This is a genomic window from Ulvibacterium sp., from assembly GCF_965248315.1.
Lineage (GTDB): Bacteria > Bacteroidota > Bacteroidia > Flavobacteriales > Flavobacteriaceae > Ulvibacterium.
In genome coordinates, this window is the sequence record NZ_CBDFIX010000002.1 from 678524 (window position 1) to 702144 (window position 23621).

The following is a 23621-nucleotide window of genomic DNA, read 5'->3' on the forward strand; positions in this document are numbered from 1 at the left end:
TCAGGTTTAGGCTTGTCCACCCTTTTTGGCGGAAAACCTGCCAGACCTGCATGTGTTTTATTCCGTTCGTAAACTTTTTACTGGATCGGCATTGGCCGATTTTATGGACTGCCAACCTACGGTCAGTAAGGTGATGAGTATGGCAAACCCTCCAGTTATTACAAATACGCTCCAGTGAATTTGGATTTTATAGGCAAACCCTTGTAGCCAAGTACCCATAAAGTAATAGGCAACCGGGGATGCTATCAATACTGCCAACAACACCAGTTTCATTAAATCCTTGGAGACCAAAGTGATAATACTTGTTACACTTGCGCCAAGCACTTTTCGAATACCTATTTCCTTGGTTCGCTGTTTGGCCATAAAGGTGGCTAGGCCAAAAAGACCCAAACATGAAATGAGTACGGAAATGATGGCAAAATAATAGGCCAAGGTTCCGGTTAGAGTTTCACTTTTGTACTCTGTGGCGTATTCCTCATCCACAAAATTATAGTGCAGGGGTAGGTCCGGTAAGGTTTCTGTAAATACCGTTTGCAACGAAGCTAAAGCTTCCTTGGTCCTTCCGGATTTCAATTTTACAAACATATTCCCGGCATTGTCAGGATCCAAAAGAAAGACCGCAGGCTGTATGGGTTCGTATAAAGATCGGTTATGAAAATCTTTGAGTACTCCGATTATCTGCCGGGGTTTACGCCATAGTTGAATGCTTTTTCCTATGGGGTCTTCAATACCCATAATCTCTAAGGCCTTTTCATTAAGAACGATGTTCAAAGTATCGGTGCTCCCCTCACGATAATAACTGCCCTCTTTTAATGGAACATCGAACACATCAATAAAATTATGGGCCGTCCAAAGCAGGGAAAACTCGATATTTCCCTGTTCCAAGGTCTTGCCCGGCCAACTGACACCGCTGGACGACGCCACCATGTTAAGCGGGGAAGGACCGGCCAAGGTCACATCTTCAATGGCATTGGAGGCAAGCAGTTCGTTGCGCAGTACCTCGTACTTAGCGGTCAATATTTTGTCCTGATGGATGGATACCAGTTGTTCTTTTGCAATTCCTAAATCCTTTTGATTGATATACTCAATCTGTAATCTCACGACCAAGGCCGCCACGATAAGAAGGGACGTCAATCCAAACTGCAGCACTACCAAGGCCTTTCTTAGGGATATGGTGTTTTTCTGTTCCTGACCTTTACCCTTTAAAGCGGCAATGGGCCTAAAAGATGAAATAACCAGGGCCGGATAGATTCCGGATAGTAGGGTAGTACATACAAAAACCACGAAAATACCTAGCCAAACGAGCGGTTCAGTAAAATTCAACGCGAGTTGTTTTTCCGCCAGACTATTGACACTGGGTAAAAGCAACAGGGTAAATATATACGCTATTAAAAACGATATTCCCGTAATCAGGGTTGTCTCGGTTAAAAATTGCCCCATGAGGTTGTTCCTTTTTGCACCGATTACCTTGCGTACCCCTATTTCACCTGCTCTTTTGGTGGCATGGGCCGTTGACAGGTTCACAAAATTGATACATGAAATAATCAATAGAAAAATAGCAGCCAAGGTAAATATCCGAACGTACCTTATGCGACCGCCACTTACCTGGGCCTTTTTATCAAACTGATTGTACAGATAGTCGTCGGAAAATTTTTGGATGAAGCAGCCTTCTTTAAGTTCACCTTTTATATTGGCCTGAAACAGCTTGTTCAATTTTGAGGAAACGTCTTGAGGGTCGGCATCGGGTCGCAGCAAAAAGGCCCCTTGAATTCCGTTGTTGCCCCATTCCAACATCCAATCATTGTCGTTTAGGTACTTTTCAAAACTGTAATAAAAGTCGTTTTGAATCGATGAACTTTTGGGAAAGTCCTTAAAGACCGCTTCAACGGTAAAATCCCCATTGTCCAAAATAGTTATGTTGCTTCCTATGGCTTTTTTCGACCATTCCGACCCCCAAAAACGTTTTGCCAAACTTTCTGAAATGGCCAAGGCTTCCGGTTTTTCATCAAGTTGGGTAATATCCCCAAGTAATATCGGATACGAAAAGCTGGAAAAGAAATCCGCATTGGCGAAGGTTCCGGAAGCCCTAAAATCAACATTCTCCAGCCTAAGATTGTCCTCAAAACTACGGGCCAAGGTGATGTATTTTTCAATTTCCGGCAGTTGTTCCTTGGCAGCTCTTAGAAATGGATAGGATATCCCAGCGTACACATCCAAAACGCCTTCCTCCAATGGGATAGTACGTTTTACACGATACAATTGATCGTCCTTTGCATGAAACTTATCCTTACCATACTCATCCTGTACCCAAAGCAACATGAGAAACGATACGGTCAGAGCAATGGCCAGCCCCAACACATTAATGGAGAAGTAGCCTTTATTCCTTATTAGGTTACGCCAAGCGATTTTTAGATAGTTCTTAAACATTTTGCGTGCTTTTATTCTTCTTTTAAATTATCGACCGGATTGGTCAAGACCAATTGCAATGTCTGAGTGCCTACGGAAAACCATACCAATACCAAGAGAAGTGCCAAGGGTAAGACAAAGAAGTACCAGTTTAGGTCAAAACGATAGGCAAATTCCTGTAACCATTGCCCACCCAAATAATAGGAGATGGGAACGGCGATACCAAAACCGATCAATACCGGAATACTAAAGCTTTTTAAGAGCTTCCAAACGAGCAGTACGGCACTGGCACCTAAAACCTTGCGTATGGACATTTCCTTTTTACGTCTCTCGCACCAGAACCGGACATAGGCGATCAATCCTAAAATACCGATACAAATAGAGATGATGGTAAATACATTTATAATAGTTGCAAATTGTCGGTCCTTGTCATATTGGGCCTTAAAATTGTCATCCACGAAATAATGATTGAAGGGAATACCGGGATACAGCGAAGCCCATTTGTTTTCCAACTTTTCCAATGTCCCCTTCACATTGTTCGGTGCAAGCGTCAACGTGATTTTCATAAACTGCTCCGGCCATACTTTTAAGGATAATAAACCTACGTCCTCATGAAGGGATAAATAGTTAAAGTCGTTCACAACCCCGATTACCGTGCCATTGCCACCCCATTGTTCAAAGGAGGCCCCAAGGACATCCTCTGGGTTTTCATATCCAAAGGCCTTTACGGCGGCCTCGTTCAAGATAAGCGCCGAGGTCTCGTCCGCTGGTCCCTTTCTAAAATTCCTACCCGCGACAAGCTGTAGTCCATAGTCCTGCACAAAGTTGTAGTCCACGAGATTTAGATTTATTTCCCCATTACTACTTCGTCCATTTACATCCAATAATTGCGTTGCCACCCCATTCGGCGTCTGGCCGGGGACATGTGAGCTAAAAGTTATCGCCTCCACTCCGGGAATAGCTCCTAGTTCTTGTTTTAGGGACTCATGTGCTGTTCCTATTGTAGAGTTTGGACCATAATCCAGCACGATTTTATGCTCGGTATCCATCCCTAAATCCTGATTTTGGATATAGTTCAACTGATAATAAATAATACATGATCCTATAACTAGGGCACTTGTTATGGCAAACTGAAATATTAATAATGATGTCCTTGTATTTAGGACATTGGTATACTTGCCATCCGGTTTGGGTTTATGGATGGTTGAAATCCTGGCAAACTTTACTGCCGGATAAATTCCTCCCAATAAGGTGAGTTTTAAAGGAATTAAGGGAAGCAATACAATAAAAAAGGGATTCGAAAGAAAGGTAACATCGAAGTGGCCCCCCATAAGGTCTTCAAAAAATGGAAACGTAAAGAGGGTCAGCATTACGGACAATACCGTTGCCAATAGGGTGAGCAGTAGTGATTCTACAAAAAACTGTTTGAAAATATCACGTTTAGAGGCCCCAACGGTCTTTTTAACGGAAACATCCTTGGCTTCTACTGAAAGTTGTGCCGTCGTCAGATTTATAAAATTGGAGACCGCCAATAAGAGTATCATAATTCCTATGGCAAATAAGATGTACACATTGGAACGCTTCCCTTTTGATCCCAGTTCACCCAGTTTTGGCGAACTGAAATGCAATCCGTCTAATGATTCGAGGGAAAGTATGTATTGATCATTGGTAACGCTTCTTTCAAGATACTGTGGAACTGTCCGAAGTATTTCCTCTAAATTGGCATGGCTATGTTTGTCATTTAACAAGAAATATGTATTCATAGGGAACCACTCCCAATTTTCGTTCACATTGGGCCTATCTTTAAGAAAAGTAGCCATCGAAACCAAAAAATCGAACTGTAAATGCGAATTGGAAGGGATATTGCGCATAACACCGGAAACCGTAAATGGCACATCGTCATAGAGCAATACTTCATCTAGGGCGTTTACACTTCCAAAGTACTTCATGGCCGTATTTTCTGTAATAACTATCTTATCCGGGCCGTCCAAGGCAGTTGATGGATTTCCAGCAACCAGGTCAAAATCGAATACTTTAAAAAAGGTGGGGTCCGCATAATAAATGTTCTCGCTCTCGGAAAAGAGTTTGTCACCATGTTTAATCGCATGACTCCCATACTCTTTGTTGATACGGACAAATTCCTTTACCGCAGGGGATTGGGACTTCACATAAGGACCTACCGGAACGGCGCTAAGACCCAGCGAGAGGTTTCCTGTAGGGGACTCAATGGTCGTATTGATCTTGGTGATTTGTGCATAATTCCTGTGAAAAACATCGTAATTCAACTCCTGATACAGATAGATGGCAATATAAAACAGACTTACTATCCCAACGGCGAGGCTAAATAGCTTGGTAGAAGTGCTTTCTTTTTTATTCCATAATTTTCGACGTGCGATTTTGATGAAGTTGAACAACATGATTTCCGTTTTTTGATAATTTTCCTTTTAGGGCATTTGTGTGTATGAAACAGCCCGTTTGTTTCGTAATTGTGGTTATTTCCAATGCTGTTGAAGGCTCATCTTAGACCCCTTTCTCAAGACGTACTATAAAGTAGTGAGACCGAAGCCTTTAACTTTTCCTTCGATCTTCATGCCACATATTTAATATTTTGATATTCAATATATTATATGATAAAATTCGAGAAAAAGGCAATTGGGTGTAAAATATTTGGACAGGAGGTGTACAATATATTTACATGGCTTTGGGCGAAGCCGATCAAAGCAATTGGAATAGTTGGATTAATAACCCCAAAAGAAATAGTCCCGTGACATGGGACTATGTTCGTCATACGATTTGGAAAAGGGATAGGAAACAGATTTGTGCTCTCCCCGAAATACGGGATTTAAGTTCCGACCTGATTATCGGGACCCGTTTGCCAATGCGCAAGATGTTGGAATACCTAAAAATCCCGTCAAATTATCTTCGTAAACCAACAGTTTCTTGGGAGGAAAGGGCCAAAGATGGAGACTGTACAATGAGGTTGAAAGCCACTTCCTTATAACAACTCGGATCTTTTGGACGGGCCACCCGGGCCGTAATGGTTTCTTTGCCAATATCAAGATTGCTCATGCGGCTTGGGAGTGGATTGCCCTTCTCATCAAAATAGGAAATCACCAGACCGTTCTGTCCGCCAAGGATGGTGGACTCTACCAGAGAGGTATCAAAAGTATAGGAGGTTCCCGTATCGGAAGTGGTTTCAAAGGCAAACAGGTCATCCACGGGGTATACTGCAATACTGTCCGCAACGCTCAGGGTTGTTGTGATGCTCACTTCGCGCCATGCTTTCGTTGTAATTTTGGCCGTAATGGTATAGGTGCCTCCTGCTGAAAATTCATGGTTAGGGTAAAGATCAGTTGAGCTATTGTTTGCCTCTGCGGCGGGATCGCCAAAATCCCAAACCACGGTAGCGATCTGATGACTATCGGTAAGATCAAAACTTGCCGAAAGATCGGAGCAGGCGGAAATATAATTGATGCGGTAGTCAGAAATTCTATTTGGCGTGCCGAAAGCTTTTAAATAATAACTGGAAGAAATTCCATGGTGGGAAGTTGCCGTAGTATATTCCAAGGTATTGCAATCCTTGAAGTAGGCCGGATCTGTTTCCCCCTTGGTAGAAGCGGCATAAAGAAAATGCCCTTCCCGGACAGGGGAAGCTACTTCAACAAATACTCTTTCAATAACGGAAGGAATAACGATAGGGGCATCAAAATTAATCCGTAACGTTTGTATGGGTGTTGGCTTTGTAAAAGGTGTAGGTATCTCGGATAGGGAGACATCCTGACTCGACCCTATCAATTTAGTAGCGTCAAAGGAGTTTGGAAAATCCTCATCGATTTCATATACATTAATGCGGAGCATGCCAAATGTGTCTTGCCCATACCATTGTCTAAATGCTATTTCGACCGAATCAAGTATAAATTGATCATTTTCGGTAACACCGAAGTCCTGGAGAACAAAAGCCCTGCCGTATGAAATACCATTTTCACAGGACGAGGAAGACGCTCCTGTTGTTTTCCCAATATTTTGGGTTAACGTGATTTGTGCATGGATTGAAGAAAAAGCAAGCACCAGAATCAGTGCGAATACGAAGCGAGTGTAGTTGTGGGGTTTCATATCGAAATGTATTTGAGTAGTTAGTTCAAGTGTACTCCTGCTGGGTTTCACTTGTAGCCTATGTTATTTCGATATCTAAATTAGGGGCAAAATCTCCGTTCTATATGTATTGTCAAGTGAACGGCGTATTTCATCTTTTAATCGGTCAGGTTACTTTTCTTGGAATAGGCTTTCAAAATAGCTATTTGGCACAGGGGTAGTAAAAAAGAAATCAGTAAGTTCTATCCGCTAAGTATCCCGTTCAGGTTCCGGATTATTTTTGTAGCTATAAACATCCCCTATCTAATTTTCGTTTTGGACCAGTTAGGTTCTCCGCCCATGCCTTGATTAAGCTAGGCAATTGGGCAGATAAGTTTAACCTGAAAGGATTACGATTAATTTATTCCGTTCGCAAACTCTTTACGGGATCGGCATTCGCGGCGGCAATCGTCCGAATACTAATAATTCCCAACGCAACGAGGAGCATAGTGATTCCACCTAGAAAAAAGACCCACCAATTTAGGCCCGTCTTATAAGCAAAGCCCTGTAACCAATAATCCAAGCCCCACCAAGCTAAGGGTGTAGCTATGGCGAAGGCAATACCGACCAAGATCAAAAATTCCCTACAAAGTAATAGATTCAACTGCGCCAGGGAAGCACCCAGTACTTTCCGAATTCCTATTTCCTTGGTTCGGCGCTCCGTGGTGTGAATCACCAGACCCAAAAGGCCTAAACAACTGATTAGGATAGCAAGGCCAGTGGCCCATTTTAATAGGGCCGAGGTTTTGCGTTCCTGTTCATAGAACCTTGAAACGGTGTCATCGATAAATCGAGGGTCAAAATCGTAATCGGGATAAATGGATTTCCAGGCCTTTTCGACTAAGGCGATGTCCTTGGTGAAATCCGATGATTGGTTTCCTCCAATGGAAAAATGGATTGTGTTGAACTGCGAATATTTGCCCCGTTCCCAATCACCGATCAAGGCCATGGGCTTAATGGCGGTTCGTAACGAACGTTGGTAAAAATCTTTCATCACCCCCACTATTGGATATGCCGCCCCTTCCAATATCAAGGATTTGCCAATCGCCTCCATGGGTTCCTTAAAGCCTAAAAGTTTCATATAGGTTTCATTGATGACATACTCCTTAATGGTATCGTTCAACACATCCCTCCCTGCCAGTAAAGGTATTTCATAGAGCCGCCTATAGTCGTTGCTGCCGTAAAGCCATTGTATGCTGGCCTGCATTTCATTTTCCCCGTCTCTATAAACAACTGAGGAGGAAAAAGTGCTTCGAGAAGCTGGTGGATTTCCTGCCAAGACAACGTCCTGTATATGAGGGTCTGTTTTTAGCTTTTCTAAAAGGCGGATTCTTTTGTCGATTGAAGGCTCATTATAAGGCGTTCTCAAATATGCAATGGCCTCGGTTTTAAATCCCATGTCCTTGGTCATCAAATAGTGGATTTGTTTGCCGACCAATACAGTGGCAATGATAAAGACTTGTGCGATCGCGAATTGAAAGACGGTCAGATATTTTCGCAGGGAAGTTTTGTCGTTACCCTGCAAAATTTGATTCTTAAGCACCCGCACAGGCTTAAAGCGCGAGAGTACCAGGGCAGGATAGAATCCGGATAACAAGGTTAACACAAACATTAAAAGGACTGCCGAAACGATCAATACCGGACTTTTAAAAAGCCCAAAGCTCACCCCTTGGGGAATAAAATCGGAAAATACCCGAATCAACCAAGACGAAAAAAACAAGGATACAAGAGCGGCGGTGGCGGTCAATAGAAAAGTCTCTCCCAAAAATTGGAATACCAGTTGCTTTTTAGAACCTCCAAGGGTCTTACGAATCCCGATTTCCTTGGCGCGTTGTGTCGCTTGTGCCGTATTCAGATTAATGAAATTGATACAACCCAAAAGGAGTAGGAACAAAGCAACCAAGGCCAAACTAATCAAGACTGGCTTACTGGCCTGACTTCTAGTATAGTCATATGTTCCATATTTGGGATTAAAATGAATATCGGCCAAAGGTTGTAAATGAAATCTCCTTTTCTGGCTGAACGCGACCATTTCCTTATCGAGATGCTCGGCGGCCAAATGGTCCAGCTGTTTTTGGACGGATACCTCATCCGCTTTTTCGGTTAGTTTTACAAATAGTTGGGATGAACTGTTTGTACTGTCCCAATTTGTGCTCCCTAACCGATTCTTAAGTCCAATGTCCCCTATAGTCTCATACGAAATGAATTCCTCAAAAATGAGGTCGCTGCGATATTTAAAATTTTTGACAATACCACTGACCTTTAAAGGTACGGTGTCATTGTATGTTAATACCTTACCGATAATCTCATTGGGTAATAGGTCCGGGAAATACCTTTTGGCCCTGTTTTCCGTCAAAACTACTTCATTTGGATTTGATAGGATTCCCTTTGCATCTCCGGCCAACCATTTGTATTGGAACAATTGAAAGTAATTGCCGTTCGTATGAATTATATTTTCGGGGTTTTTAAATACTTTCTCGGTTTCGGTATTCTCCACTTGATGCATGGAAATCGTGTATACCGGACTTACGGTTTCTATGCCAGTGTACTTTTCCTTAAGGGCCTGCCCCAATGGTACCGATACGCCCGGATTGTAAAAATTGCCGTCCGGCGAAGTGAACTCAGTGGTAACCCGATAAATCCGGTCACCATCTGGATGGAATTTATCAAAGGTTAAATCGTAATAGATGATTGCCGCGATAACAAAAGCGGCACTTAACCCAATGGAAAGGCCTACAATATTGATCAAGGAAAACACCTTATTTTTCCATAGGTTTCTAAAAGCTATTTTTAAATAGTTTCTAAACATGGCTCTCGTTCTCTTAATAAATCCAATCTTTAGTTTTTAGTATAATCCCCCTTTTCCCTTCGACTGCCTGCCCGACAGCGTCGTTCAGGCGGGCGCTCAGGGTGATAAGGGATTTATTCCGTCCGCAGACTTTTTATGGGATTGGCGTTCGCCGCTTTTAGGGCCTGAAAACTAACGGTCAATAGTGCAATACAAATGGCAATGCAACCAGCAATCAAAAACACCCATCCATCGATTTCAATGCGGTAAGCAAACCCTTCCAGCCACTTTTGCATCATCCACCAGGCGAATGGTCCGGAGATAAGCAGAGCTATAAATACCAGCCCTATAAAATCCTTTGATAACAATTTGACGATTCCAGCAACACTACTTCCCAAGACCTTGCGTACTCCGATTTCCTTTCGTCGCTGCTCAGCCGTATAGGACGACAATCCAAAAAGACCCAAACAGGAAATGATGATAGCAAGAAGAGCGAACGATCGTGAAAGATTGCCTACAAGTTGTTCACTAGTGAATATAGCATTAAAGGTGTCTTCCACAAATTCATATTCAAAGGGAAAGGCCGGGTTCTGTCTTTTCATTACTTCTTCCATTGCTGCAAGGGCCTTGGCCATAGGAACACCGGACTTGATTCTCACGTACATATTCCCGGTATATTCAGGATTGTTATAGAACATGACCGGATCGCTCGACCCGTACATATCCCCATATAAATAATCCTTTACTACCCCAATCACGGTGTATTCGGTATCGTTCCTGCGTATTCGCTTGCCAATGGCACTTCCCGTGCCCATTAGTTTTGAAAAGGATTGGGTAATCAAGACGTTTTCACTATCCGTTCCAACATCGTTGGTAAAACCACGACCTTCCAAAATTTCTATTCCCGCGGTATCGAAAAAGTGAGCACTTATATATCTTTGGGAAATAAGTACGTCCTCGGTATCCTTGCCGCCCTCCCATTGAAGGCCGGAGCTGTTATTACCACCAAAAAGTATGTTACTATTCATCAAGGCTACGTTTTCAACAGCACCGGTGGATATCATTTCCTGTCTAATAGGTCCAAAATTCATTAGTACATCCCCATTTACCGGAAGTTGAACAAGATTCTCCTGTTCATACCCCATTTCCCTACTTTTTACGTGTCGTACTTGTTGGTATACCACGATGGTGCCAATAATAAATACTATGGAAGCTGTAAACTGGGCAACGACCAGTCCTTTACGTAGCAAGGGAGCGCTTCCTTCCCGGGCTTTCACTCCTTTCATGGTTTCAACAGGCTTAAAAGAGGATAGATAAAATGCCGGGTACCAGCCCGAAATGAGGCCACAAATAAAGGTAATGCCCAAAAGCGGAAGTAAATGGGCTACATCAAACAGCCGAAGTTGAAGTTGTTTTCCAATGAGTGTGTTGAACTCGGGCAGCAGGATCCAAATGAACAGGATGCTGGCCAGGGCCGCCAAGGATGTGGTAATCAGTGCTTCGGCCATAAATTGGACCATTAGCTTCCTCCTACCAGAACCCAACACTTTGCGAACCCCTACCTCTTTGGCTCTTTTTTCACTTCTTGCCGTGGAAAGGTTCATAAAATTGATACAGGCAATCAATAAAATAATCAGGGCGATAAAGGAAAACAACCGGACATAGACAATTTGACCACCTACTTTTTTCCCATTCTCAAAATTAGATCTTAAACGCCAATCCTTCATGGGATGGAGAAAGGCATATCTGTCCTCTTCCCCTATTTTTGAGGGAATGAATTCGCGTACTTTGGCATCCACCTTTTCAAAATCGGCTTTCGGCGAAAGCTCTATAAAAGTATCGGCAAAACCGTTCCGGTACTCCTTCATCCACTCCTTGCCCAGCGCATACCTTTCAAAAGGAGCCGCCCATTGAAAACCAAAGGACACGTTATTGGGCAAATTTTCGTAAACCCCTGTAATACGATAATTTGTGTCTTTGTTTACCCGGATCACTCTGCCCAGGGCAGTAGTATTCCGTCCATAAAGTTGCTCGGCCGTTTCCTTGGAAATCACAATGGCATCAAAATCATCGAAGGCGGTGGCGGCATCCCCCTCAATAAAGGAAAGGCTGAACATATCCAAAAAATCGGAATCCACAAATCTACCGAACCTGTTAATGCCCTTTTCACCAACCGTGAACAAAAGATTTTCCCCAGTTGTCCTAGCACTACCTACTATTCCGGGAATCTCATCTTTCATTGCCTGTGCCAAAGGTCCAGGGGTGGATTGATAAAATGTACGCCACTGACCTTCAAACCGATTGTTTGTGGGCACGTAGTACACAAGTTCCTGTTTTGGGAAAACACTATCGAAGTTTATTTCGTCCTCCACCCAAAGCAATATCAAGCCGGCACAGGTGATTCCAATGGCCAAACCAAAAATATTCAATGCACTATACCCTCTGTTTTTCCAAAGGTTGCGCCAAGCAATTTTTAGATAATTTCTATACATACTCCTTGTTTTTATTTCCTAGGTCCCCCAATTGTACTTTACCTTTATTCCCAAATGACAAACCTGCGGTCTTACGTCTTAAATCTATAATCTTACGTCCCTATTTATTCCGTTCGTAAACTTTTCACGGGATTGGCATTTGCCGCTTTTATGGCCTGAAAACTAACGGTCAACAAGGTAACCAGCAATGCCCCCAAAATGGCCAGACCAAATACCTCCCATGAAATGTCTCTCCGATACTCATAGCCCTCTAACCATCGCCCCATAAAATGATAGGCAATAGGGATGGCAATGAGGCAGGAAACCAGTACTAATGCCACAAAATCCTTGGAGAGCATTTGCCATAAGTTGTATACGGAGGCCCCGAGAACTTTCCGTACCCCGATTTCCTTGGTGCGTTGTTCCGCAGTAAAGGATGCCAGACCAAAAAGTCCCAGACAACTAATGAAAATGGCCAAAAGGGTAAAAACCCCGGCCAAATTTCCCAATCGCTGTTCGGATTCGAATTTGCGACCGTATTCCTCGTCCACAAATTTGTAATCAAAGTTTGCTGAGGAAACTACTTCAGCAAAGACAGAGGCAATCTGCGCAATGGCAGATTGCGCACCTACATTAGGCTTTAGCTTTATGTGGATAAAATTGGTGCTTGTATAATCCAGGAAAAACACGGCCTGTTTTACGGGGTTATAGGGAGAATCCGTAATCATATTCTTGGTAACACCTATGATTTTTAAAGGTTGGCCCTGTCGGGAAATAAAGGTCCCTACCGGATTTTCCAGGCCCATATACTCCACAGCACGTTCATTGATGACTATGGCGGTTGAATCCGAGGCATATTCCCTCGAAAAATCCCGACCTTCCAAAAACTCCCATCCTATAGTTTCTCCGTAATCATGGGTTACCTGAAAAACATTAAAACTTGTATCCCTATCCGGATTCTTGCCTTGCCAATCAAACCCGCCCCAGCTTGTATACGATGCTGAAAGTGGGGAAGAACATTGCGACATTTCCTCTACTGCTCCCGTATTTTTTAGTTCGGTACGGAGTAAATTGTATTTTCCGCTATAATCGGGATTGTTCATGTCCACAGTAAGCAAGTTGCTACTATTGTATCCAATTGGCCTATCCTGTGTAAATTTAATTTGACCGAAGACAACAAGAGTACCGATGGCAAGTACAAGGGATACCGAAAGTTGAAATACCACCAAAACCTTTCGCGGTGCGAAGGTATACGAGCCTGCTTTAAATGTTCCCCTGAATGCTTTTAAGGGTGTAAATGAGGATAAATACAACGCGGGATAACTTCCGGCCAATAGACCTGTTAAGAATGTAAAGCCCAGGATTATGCACCAAAACCAAGGATTTCCCCATGGAATACCCATGTTCTTATCCGCAATTTCATTAAACCAAGGAAGAAAAATGAAGACCAATAGCAACGCCCCTAAAAGGGCCATTCCGGAGACCAAAAGGGATTCTCCCAAAAATTGATGTATCAACTGCTTTCTCCCAGATCCTACCGCTTTCCTGACCCCAATTTCCTTAGCTCTTTTTTGGGATCGCGCCGTACTGAGGTTCATAAAATTAATACAAGCCAAGAAGAGGACAAATACAGCTATCCCGATAAAAAGCCAAACAAAGGTAATACGACCCCCAGTGGCCTTCCCCTGTTCAAACTCAGAGTAAAGGTGCCATTTGTTCATCGCATGCATGAACAATTTGGGATGATATTTCTCCAATCGGGCAAATTCCTTAGGGGCATAATCGATAAAGAAGTTGTTAAGGGCTTCATCCACCGATTCAAAATGGGATTCGGGTTTCAGTTCCACATACAGATTATAGGAATAGTTGTCCCAGGTGTCCCTTGAGCTTGCGATACCTGGATCCTGGGCTTCAAATAAAGCCCAGTTCGCAAAGAACTGTACGTTTTCAAAACTGGTGTTTTTAGGCAAGTCCTTATAGATCCCGGTCACTACGGCATCCATACTATTATTTATTTTTAAAGGCTTCCCCATAGGGTCTTCCTCCCCAAAAAGGGTCAAAGCCGCGGATTGGGACAATACCAATGCATTGGTTTTTTCCAGACTGGCATAGGTTCCCTGAACCATAGTAAGGGAAAGCATTTCCAAGGCCCCATCTTCTATAAATTCCCCAGTTTGGGTAAATGTTTTCTCATTGGTACCCAGTGAGTAATCAAGCACCCAAAAAGCCCTTAGGATATGCTTAAAGTGGTCCTGGTAATTTTCTTTTAGAACGGTTCCTGTCACATGCATCATGGCATTGCTTACTTGAATCTCTCCTGTATCCTGATTTTCAGCACGTTCATAAATCTGAGCAATCCGATTGTTGTTTGTATGGTAGTTGTTAAAGGTAAATTCGTCCATCACCCATAGCCCTATCATCATAACCACAGCCATGCCCAAGGCCAGGCCACCAATATTTATGGCCGAATAGCCTTTGTTTCGCAAGAGATTTCGCCAGGCAACCTTTATATGATGTTTTAGCATAATCCCTCCTATTTATTTGAAAATTTCGTTGCCTTCATTGATGTCCTTTACAAGCCCGTCTATATAGGACAGAAACATTTGATTCGTGGTTTTTTCTTTCGCCGATTCGCAAAATTTCAAAGCCTTCTTTTTATCGCCTAAATGATAGTGTCCACTCACCATCCCCAAATGGGTATAAACATCCTCTGGGTTTTGGTCATAGTTACTTTTGAAGATTTTTAGAGCTTCCCCATGCTGTTCCATTTTATTCAAGCCAATGCCATATGAAAACAAATCCTGGGCCGTGCCCATAGGAAGGGCTTTCTGCATAATGGAATCGGCTTCTTTCTGCCGATCGAGTTTTCCAAGTAACCCGGCATAGGTAGACAGTGTCTTAAAATTGGATTCCCCAAAGTAAGAATTGATGGAGCGATCCGCCCAACTAAGAGCTTCCTCTAAATTGATGTTGTTTACCAAACAATAATTGGCCGCCATGTGCAAGTTCTGCCAATACCGGTAGAAAATACCGGAGTCTACCTCCCTTCGAAAGGCTTCTACCTGAATTTTATTCAAGTCTACGGAGACTTTAAAGGGAATCTTTACCTTTTCCCATTGCAAGGAGACCATGGCACTATTTTTGGTCTGATCAGTAAACTCGTATTTTAGCCATTCCACACTTTCGTCCAACTTTTGTACCGGAACCTCAACCCTTAGGGCATCGTCCTTTTCCTTATAATAAAAACTACCCCAGGCTGTATTGAATTTTGAAAAGACCAGGGTGGCTTTTTCCTCGCCCATGGCGATAAAAAATCCATATTTTCCTTTTGGCAAGGGTTGCTCCTCTATAAATACATCCGAGGAAAATTCAATGGTGGTGTTTTCATTCGCCCCTGCACGCCAAGGCGCAGCTTTACTGGTACCATAACCTAGATCCGCAAATCCGTAATGGACCAGATTACCCCAGATTTTGCCCTCCCTACCCTTTACCCCGGGCCGGGAATACATGATTTTTATCTCGGTAATCCCAACAAACTCAGAAACGGATGCTTTCTTGTTCCCATCGGCGGGAAAGGTTATTTGGGCCTTGAGTCCCATCGCGCAAAAGACCAATAAAAAGGTGGCTAGTTGTTTTGTTTTCATCTTCTACTATTTTGTGTTTTCAAATTGTTTGGTTTCAATGTATACACTATCTATTCGGTACGCAAACTTTTAACGGGGTTGGTATTTGCAGCTTTGATCGCTTGAAAACTTATGGTGACCATCGCGATGGATAGGGCCAAAATACCGGATACGGCAAAGGCCCACCAGGTAATGGTTATTCGGTATGCGAAATCTTCCAGCCATTTACTCATAAAATACCACGAAATAGGCACGGCAATCACAATGGAAACCATAACCAATTTCAGGAAGTCCTTGGACAGCAATGAGGTAATACTGCCAATTGAAGCCCCTAAAACCTTGCGGATGCCTATTTCCTTCACCCTATTTTCGGCCATATAACTTGCTAATCCGAACAGCCCTAAACAGGAAATGAATATTGTCAATGTGGTAAACAGCGACGCCAGCGTTTCTGTACGCTTTTGACTTGCAAACTTCCGTCCGTATTCATCTTCCACAAATGTGTAATTAAAGGGATACTCGGGATTGTGTTTGTTAAAAATAGCTTCGGCCTGTTCCAAGTTCTGGGCAATTGAACGATTTGAATTGAGCCTAATATCAATAAAATTTCTTCCCCATTTACCATGTATTATCATTGGCTCGATTTTTTGAAAAGGAGATGTCATAACAAAATCCTTTACCACACCTATCACATGCCATTCTTCACCCATATCCTTTATAACCTGCCCAATGGGCTCTTTGAAACCCATATGTTCAACCGCGGTCTCATTGATAATCATGGCGGTAGAATCGGTAGGAAATTCACTATGGTTAAAAGCCCTCCCTTTTACCAGATCCAGGCCAAAAGTCTCTATGAAATCATCATCGGCACTAAACCTAAATATCAAAACATGGTCATCAGGGTCTTTGCCCGGCCAATTCATCCCCCAAGAATTGCTCCAATTTTCAGTAATTGGTGACATAGTTCTTGTAACTGCTGTAGCCGTACCCGATGAAATAAGATCTTGCTTTATGAGGTTGTAATTTTCATCCATTCTCCCTTCCATAGCGGTATAAATGAGGTTCTCTTTTTGATATCCTGTTTGTCGATTTTGTACATGAATCAATTGCTTCTTAACAATAATGGTCGCAGTAATAAGAACAATTGCCACCGCAAATTGAGTCACTACAAGTACTTTTCGTGGATTTAGAAGTGTGTTAACTTTTCTGAACGTTCCTTTTAACACAGAGGCCGGGCGGAAAGAAGACAAATATAAAGAAGGATAGCTTCCTGCCAACAAACCCGTGAAAACAACAATGCCAAGTATCACCAACCAAAATAATGGGTTTCCATAATCAATTTTCAAATCCCTGTTTACCAATCGATTAAAGCGAGGCAAGGTCAATACAACAAGGATTAAAGCCAGGATAGCACTAAAACAAGTAATTAAGATAGATTCTCCAATAAACTGAACAATAAGCGCCCTTCTTTGGGCTCCAACAACTTTTCTGATACCTACTTCCTTAGATCTCTTTTCACTTTGTGCCGTACATAAGTTCATAAAATTGATACAAGCAATTATGAGAACGATTAATCCAATTATACCAAATAAACGGATTACGGTAATATACCCTCCTTTTTCTATGCCGTTCTCAAAACTTCCATACAGGTATTTCCTTGAAAAAGGATATAAATAAGTGACTGTTTCAGGATCACCTTTGTCATAATTTTCCCTTAGATTTCTGATTTTGTCCGAAAACAAAGTATAATCCACTCCTTTTTGAAGAAGAAGAAATGTGGCAATTGAGTTGTTGCCCCAAATTTCATCCACACCGTATTGTTGCTCAAGATATTTCCATGGCAGTAAAAACTGGTAGTCAAAAAGGCTATTCTTTGGTAAATCCTTAAGCACCCCAGTAACCGCAAAGACATCTCGATCATTAAGTTTTATTACTCGTCCCATTGGCTCTTCATTACCAAACAGTTGCTTGGCAAATGATTCCGTAATGACAATGGAATTGACACCCTCCAAAACGGTTTCGGGCACTCCCTTGATAAGCGGAAAACTGAATATATACAAAAAATCGGGGTCAACTGTGGTACCCGTGGCCTTTATCCTCTTACTGCCAACGGAAAACAAATAGGTATTATCATGATTATATCTTGACACTCTTTCCACTTCAGGGAAATCCTTTTTAATCGTAGGAGCCATAATTTTTGGAGTATCTTCCCATGTCCAGATTTCTCCATCAACTGGATATTGATTATAGACCAAATAAATGCGATCCTTATTTTCGTGGAATTGACTTACCCCAAGCTCAAAATCTATCCATATTGCAATTAGCCCTGTTATGGCTAACCCAATGGAAAGACCTACAATGTTCAAAGTTGAAAAGCTTCTGTTCCTTAGAAGGTTCCGCCAAGCGATTTTAAGGTGGTTTTTGAACATAATCAATTATTTAAAAATGGTTTAACCACGGCCCAAACCCCGTTCCAATTGCAATAGAAAACTACATGGCCACATCCAGGGATGATTGATAAATTCGATTCCTTTATGAGTCCATGTGCCTTTAACAGGGTTTCCGGATTTGAATACTGGTCCGTATCCCCTGCCATAAGCAATACGGGACATTCAATTTTTTTGAAAATCTTTTCACTGACCACTTCATTTTCATAAAGTGCATTGAGCCATTGTAGGCTTTCGTTCCACCGTTCCGGTTCCGGCATGGCGGCCAGGCGTTTTTTGAAATATCCTCCCGCTTCCTTCATTAATTTCTCTTCGGAATATCCATAATTTACCCCAGATCCCTCGGGACTATCACCCGCCCCTATTACGACCATCCTTTCAACCGCTTTGGGATAGTCGGCAGCCATTCGGTAGGCTGCGTAGCCCCCGTCTGAAAATCCGATGACCTTGGCTTTTTCAATTTTCAAATGCTCCAGGAGCTTCTTGGCATCCCTGGCCCGCTGTTGATAGGTAAAAGGCTCATATCCAATATCGGATTTTACATGTCCTCTGGTCGCGAGACAGATAACTTGATAGTTTTTTGAAAGTGAATCGATAAAAAATTCAAACTCATCTATATAACCATAAACACCTCCATGGAGCATAAGGATAGGCTGGCCCTCCCCGTAAATCTCATAATACAGTTTTGTATCTGTAGTGGCTTCAAAATATTTGCCGGCACTTTCATTATAACCATAGGGCACTTTGGTCCCATCCTGAGCAATTGCTCCCAAAATACAGATGCCAAATAAGGTTGTAAACAGTATATTCCTCATAGGGCAGTTTTATTCCGTCCGCAAGCTTTTTACAGGGTTGGCAATGGCGGATTTTATCGATTGGAAACCGACCGTGAGCAAGGTGATGAACAAGGCGAAACCTCCGGCGAGGATAAATACCCAGAACTCAATTTCGATTTTATAGGTAAAACCTTCTAGCCAGCGTTGCATAAAATAATAGGCAATAGGAGAGCCGACCAAAAAGGCAATCCCGACCAGTTTTAGAAAATCCTTGGTCAGGAGCTGTACCACGGAGTTGACACTAGCCCCCAGAACTTTTCGGATTCCGATCTCCTTCTTCTTCTGTTCGGCAACGTAGGACACCAAACCGAAAAGTCCAAGACAACTGATCAATATGGCCAATAAGGTAAACACCAAGGAAATTTGACCCAGACGTTTTTCTTCGGCAAATAATTTCTCCACTTCTTTATCAATGAAGGTATAGACGAAAGGGGTACTTGGATTAATAGATTTCCACGTATCCTCCAGATTTGCGAGCAAGGTTCTAAAGTCCTTGGTTTCCATTTTTAGGACGACCCAATCCGGACTGGTATCATTATAAAGGAGAATAGGATCTATGGCCGATTTTAAGGTTGCAAAATGATAATTTTCGGTAACACCCACAATTTCATAGGTGGAGCTCTCCCCCTCATAGGTCTGTACTAGTGTTGATGCCAAGGCATCTTCCAGTTTAATGTTGAACTCGTCCAAAGTGGCTTGATTCACTACCACTTGGCTGCTATCGTTTGCCCTTAATGCCCTACCAGCTAATAATTTTGTACCTGTTGTGTTGAAATAGTTTTCTGTTATGCCATTATAAAAGACCCCGGTCTGATTGGTATCATCCATTCCCGGCAAATGCATACCCATATCCCTCATAATCAGACCGGAAGGATAGGTATTGGTGCCTGCCACCTGAGAGACCCCCGAAATGGATGTCATCTGGGACTGGATGGCATCATACTTGTCCCGAGCATCCTGGGTGCCCAGACGTACGGCCAACAGGTTTTCCTTATCAAAGCCCATATTCTTGGTCTGGGCGTATTTTAATTGCTGGGTGACGATAATAACCGCGGTGACCAAGGATATGGAAACTACAAATTGAAACACCACCAAGGCCTTTCTAAAATTTCCGTTCCCGGACTTAACATCGATTATTCCCTTGAGTACCTTTACCGGTTTTATGGCAGACAAGATAAGGGCCGGATAAAACCCAGCTAGAAGCCCGGTAACCATCCCAACACCAAAAAGAAGCATCAATATCCTGAAGTTCAGGACATCTGAAAAAGCCAAGCTACCTTCTGTCAAAGTGTTCATAAATGGTAATAATGCCATGGTAATGGGGATACAGATTACCACCGCAATCAAGGATAACAGTACGGATTCTCCCAAAAACTGTTTGATCAGCGATCCTTTTTCGGCTCCTACCGTTTTGCGCACCCCTATTTCCTTGGCACGCTTGCCTGCCCTTGCCGTACTGAGATTCACAAAGTTGATACAAGCGACCAGTTGAATGATCGCCGCCAACAACAGGAGGGCGTATAGGTATTCAATATTGGAAACGGCATCGATCTGCATTTCAATCCCTTTGGAATACAGATGAATATCCTTTACGGGTTGCAGTAACAGTGTTTTATCAAACCCGGCCGCGGCCAAATCGCTTGATCCCCTGGCCTGTAAAAAATCCGGGAGTTTTTTCTCCAAAGCTATAGCATTAGATCCGGGAACGAGTTTTAAATAACTATATACAAAATTCTGCGTGGCATAATTCTCTACACTTCTTACATAGGCCCCTAATCCAGGCGAGGTCATACTTAGAATATAATTCGGATTGAGATGGGTTTTATGTATGCTCTCTTGGAATACTCCGGTAACCGTAATGTTCATTTGCTGCTCTCCTGCTCCCAAGACCAAGGTTTGGTTCAATGCCTTTTCGGTACCAAAGAGTTTCTGGGCCAAGGTGGAAGAAAGTACCATACTGTTCGGTGCTTTTAAGGCCTCGTTCCCATTACCTTCCAAAAGGGGATATTTAAATAGTCTAAAAAAGGTAGAATCGGCTACATAGCCTCTAGGTTCATAATATCCTTCATTACTGTCCGAGACCCGCAATAATTGTTCATTGCCCTCTCCAAAATAAACAATGCGACATACTTCGGACACTTCTGGAAAATCCTCTTTTAAGGCAAACGCAATAGGGGGACTGGCCGTGCCAAAATCAGAATCTATACTGTTGTTCTTTATGCTCTTGTTTTTTGTTCTAACCCGATAGAGGTCGGAAGCATTCTCATGATGGGTATCGTACCCGAATTGCGCATTCACGTAAGCCAAAATGCTAAGGCAACAAACCGTTCCCACGGTTAGCCCCAGAAGATTTATTACGGTTTGAAGCTTATTTTTAATAAGGCTTCTCCAAGCGGTCTTTAGATAATTTCGAAACATGGTCTTATCGTTTTTTGATCCGCCGAGGGCGGACAGGTTGATGATCTATTCCGTACGCAAACTTTTCACCGGATTGGCAACAGCGGATTTTATGGATTGAAAGCCAACGGTCAATAAAGTGATGACCAGGGCAAAACTTCCGGCCAGGACAAATACCTATACGTTAATTTGAATCTTATAAGTGAAATCCTCAAGCCAGCGCTGCATAAAATAATAGGCTATGGGCGAGGCGATCAGAAAGGCGATTCCCACCAATTTTAGAAAGTCCTTGGTTAACAGTTGTACCACGGAATTGATACTGGCCCCTAACACTTTTCGAATACCGATTTCCTTTTTCTTTTGTTCCGCTATATAGGATACCAGTCCAAACAGCCCCAAGCAGCTAATGATTATAGCCAGGATAGTAAACAACGCGGCAATTTGGCCCACGCGCTTCTCTTCCTCGTATAGTTTTTCTACCTCTTTATCGATAAATGCCGGAACAAACGGTGAATCTTTGACATTTGCTTTCCAGATGCCCTCCAAATTGGCCATCAATTCCCCGTAGTTGGATGTCTCGAAACGGAGCAACAACCGATGCGGGTCACCATCCCTAAAAAGTACCAAAGGCTGAATGGCCTCTTTAAGGGAGGAAAAATGAAAATCGCTCATTACCCCTACAATTTCAAATTCGTTCTCTCCTCCTGTAAGCAGTCTGGAGGTCAGCGCATCTTCTGGTTCAATATTAAAGGCTTTAAGTGTAGCTTCATTGACAATAATTTGGGTGCTATCCGATTCCCTAAAATCCCTGCCTTTTGAAAGAACGATCCCCATGGTATTTATATAGTTCTTCCCAACAAGATTCACTTGTGCCTGTGTACGGTCCTCAGGATTCCGTCCTGGCAGATAAAAATTCGCACCGTTAATGATATCCTCCGAGGGAGAAACCCTGCTTCCAGAAATTTCGGTAACTCCAGGAACCTTTAAAAATTCCGATTTTAGTCCTTCAAATTTGTCCCGGGCGTTGCGCGTGTTCAATTGGATGCCTATCAAATTATTCTTTTCATACCCAAGATTCTTTTGTTGGGTATAGTTAAATTGTTGAATAACTATGATTACCATACTGATCAACGTGATGGATATCACAAATTGAAAAACGACCAAACCTTTTCGTAGTCCACTATTTCCAGACTGTAGGCTTATGGTACTTTTTATGGCCGATACCGGTTTTATGGAGGATAATACCATTGCGGGATAAATCCCGGCTATTAGTCCTGTGAGAAACCCTATGCCCAAAAGGGAATACACGATTTCCGGTCGAAATAAGTCTACATAGGTAAGATCACTCTGTGCCAATTCATTGATAAAGGGCAACAATACCAACGTAATGGGGATACTCACCAAAATGGAGAAAAAGGACAGCAAAAGCGATTCCCCCAAAAATTGTGACACCAGGGATTTCCTATCCGCTCCAACTACCTTTCGAACCCCTATTTCCTTAGCTCTCTTATTGGCCCTTGCCGTGCTCAGATTAATAAAGTTAATGCAGGCTACAAGCTGAATAAAAAAGGCCAAGGTCAATAACAGATAAAGGTATTGGATATCGGAAACCCGATCAATCTGTCCATTTATTCCCTGAGAATGCAAGTGGATGTCCGTCACATTTTGAAGTAGAAGCTCTTTCTTCATGTTTATGTCCTCAAGATCACTACCTCCCCGTTCCTGTAAGAAATTTGGAAATTTTCGCTCCAAACTCTTCGCACTGGTCCCCGGTTTTAACTTCAGATAGGAATAGGCAAAATTGTTCTGCGCATAGTTATCGCTACCCTTTACCCACTCGCCCAGACCTGGGGTGTTCATGCTAATAATGTAATTGGGCTTCAAATGTGATTTTCCAAAAGTCTCATCAAAAACCCCCTTTACCGTAAGCTTTAGAGGATCGCCATCATAACCTGAAATCTCCACTGTTTTGTCCAGGGCCTTTTGACCTCCAAACAACTTTTTCGCCAAAGTTGAAGAAAGAATCAAGGTACTTGGTTCGTTCAGGGCTGTAGGACCGCCCTCCAACAACTTATAGTTAAACACCTTAAAAAGGGTGGAATCGGCCAAGTAGGCCTTGGATTCGTAAAATCCGCTCTCTTCACCGGCCGCTCGTATGATATCCACATTGAAGAGGTCTACCAAAACTACTCTAGTTACCTCCTCGATTTCTGGGAAGTCCTCTTTGGCCGCAAAGGCAATTGGAGGTGATGATCCCGCAACACGTGCGCCATCCGTACCGGATCCTGTCCCTTCTATATTGGTTTGTATCCTATAAATGGATTCGGCGTTTTCATGATGTTCATCATAGCCCGTTTGGGCAAAGACATACAATAGAATGGTAAGGCAGCTGACCGTACCAATAGTAAGACCCAATAGATTAATTATGGTCTGTTGTTTATTCTTGGTCAGGTTTCGCCAAGCAATTTTTAGATAATTCTTTAACATGATTCTTGTATTTTGAATTTGGACCTTCCAGTTCT

At 42.7% G+C, this 23621-nt stretch carries 11 protein-coding genes; all 11 read right to left on the bottom strand.

The window, feature by feature from the left end:
• Positions 1–57: 57 nt before the first annotated feature.
• The 11 genes from ACP2AF_RS04530 to ACP2AF_RS04580 all read right to left on the bottom strand — a co-directional run bounded on the left by ACP2AF_RS04530 (position 58) and on the right by ACP2AF_RS04580 (position 23586).
• Positions 58–2427, bottom strand: a complete 2370-nt coding sequence (locus ACP2AF_RS04530) for an ABC transporter permease (RefSeq protein WP_425235054.1) — start codon at positions 2425–2427, stop codon at positions 58–60.
• Positions 2428–2438: 11 nt separating this feature from the next.
• A complete protein-coding gene (locus ACP2AF_RS04535) occupies positions 2439–4823 on the bottom strand; it encodes an ABC transporter permease (protein ID WP_425235055.1) in 2385 nt (794 codons plus the stop codon).
• 499 nt (positions 4824–5322) lie between these two features.
• Positions 5323–6519 carry a hypothetical protein gene (locus ACP2AF_RS04540; protein WP_425235056.1) on the bottom strand — a complete coding sequence of 399 codons (1197 nt, stop codon included), beginning with the start codon at positions 6517–6519 and terminating at the stop codon, positions 5323–5325.
• Between the two features lie 379 nt (positions 6520–6898).
• Positions 6899–9346, bottom strand: a complete 2448-nt coding sequence (locus tag ACP2AF_RS04545; RefSeq protein WP_425235057.1) for an FtsX-like permease family protein — start codon at positions 9344–9346, stop codon at positions 6899–6901.
• A 113-nt stretch (positions 9347–9459) separates the two neighbouring features.
• Positions 9460–11817 (bottom strand): ABC transporter permease, encoded by a 2358-nt coding sequence (locus ACP2AF_RS04550; protein ID WP_425235058.1) that lies wholly within the window; start codon positions 11815–11817, stop codon positions 9460–9462.
• Positions 11818–11921: 104 nt separating this feature from the next.
• On the bottom strand, positions 11922–14321 hold the full coding sequence (locus ACP2AF_RS04555) for an ABC transporter permease (RefSeq protein WP_425235059.1): 2400 nt from the start codon (positions 14319–14321) through the stop codon (positions 11922–11924).
• A 12-nt stretch (positions 14322–14333) separates the two neighbouring features.
• Entirely contained in the window at positions 14334–15440 is a 1107-nt protein-coding gene (locus tag ACP2AF_RS04560; protein ID WP_425235060.1) for a DUF2911 domain-containing protein, read from the bottom strand.
• A 50-nt stretch (positions 15441–15490) separates the two neighbouring features.
• Entirely contained in the window at positions 15491–17848 is a 2358-nt protein-coding gene (locus ACP2AF_RS04565; protein ID WP_425235061.1) for an ABC transporter permease, read from the bottom strand.
• A 2-nt stretch (positions 17849–17850) separates the two neighbouring features.
• Positions 17851–18681, bottom strand: coding sequence for an alpha/beta fold hydrolase (locus tag ACP2AF_RS04570; protein WP_425235062.1), 831 nt, complete (start codon positions 18679–18681; stop codon positions 17851–17853).
• Between the two features lie 9 nt (positions 18682–18690).
• The gene (locus ACP2AF_RS04575) at positions 18691–21120 is read right to left on the bottom strand and encodes an ABC transporter permease (RefSeq protein ID WP_425235063.1); all 2430 of its coding nucleotides are present in this window, start codon (positions 21118–21120) and stop codon (positions 18691–18693) included.
• A gap of 156 nt (positions 21121–21276) precedes the next feature.
• Positions 21277–23586, bottom strand: coding sequence for an ABC transporter permease (locus ACP2AF_RS04580; RefSeq protein ID WP_425235064.1), 2310 nt, complete (start codon positions 23584–23586; stop codon positions 21277–21279).
• Between the last annotated feature and the right edge of the window lie 35 nt (positions 23587–23621).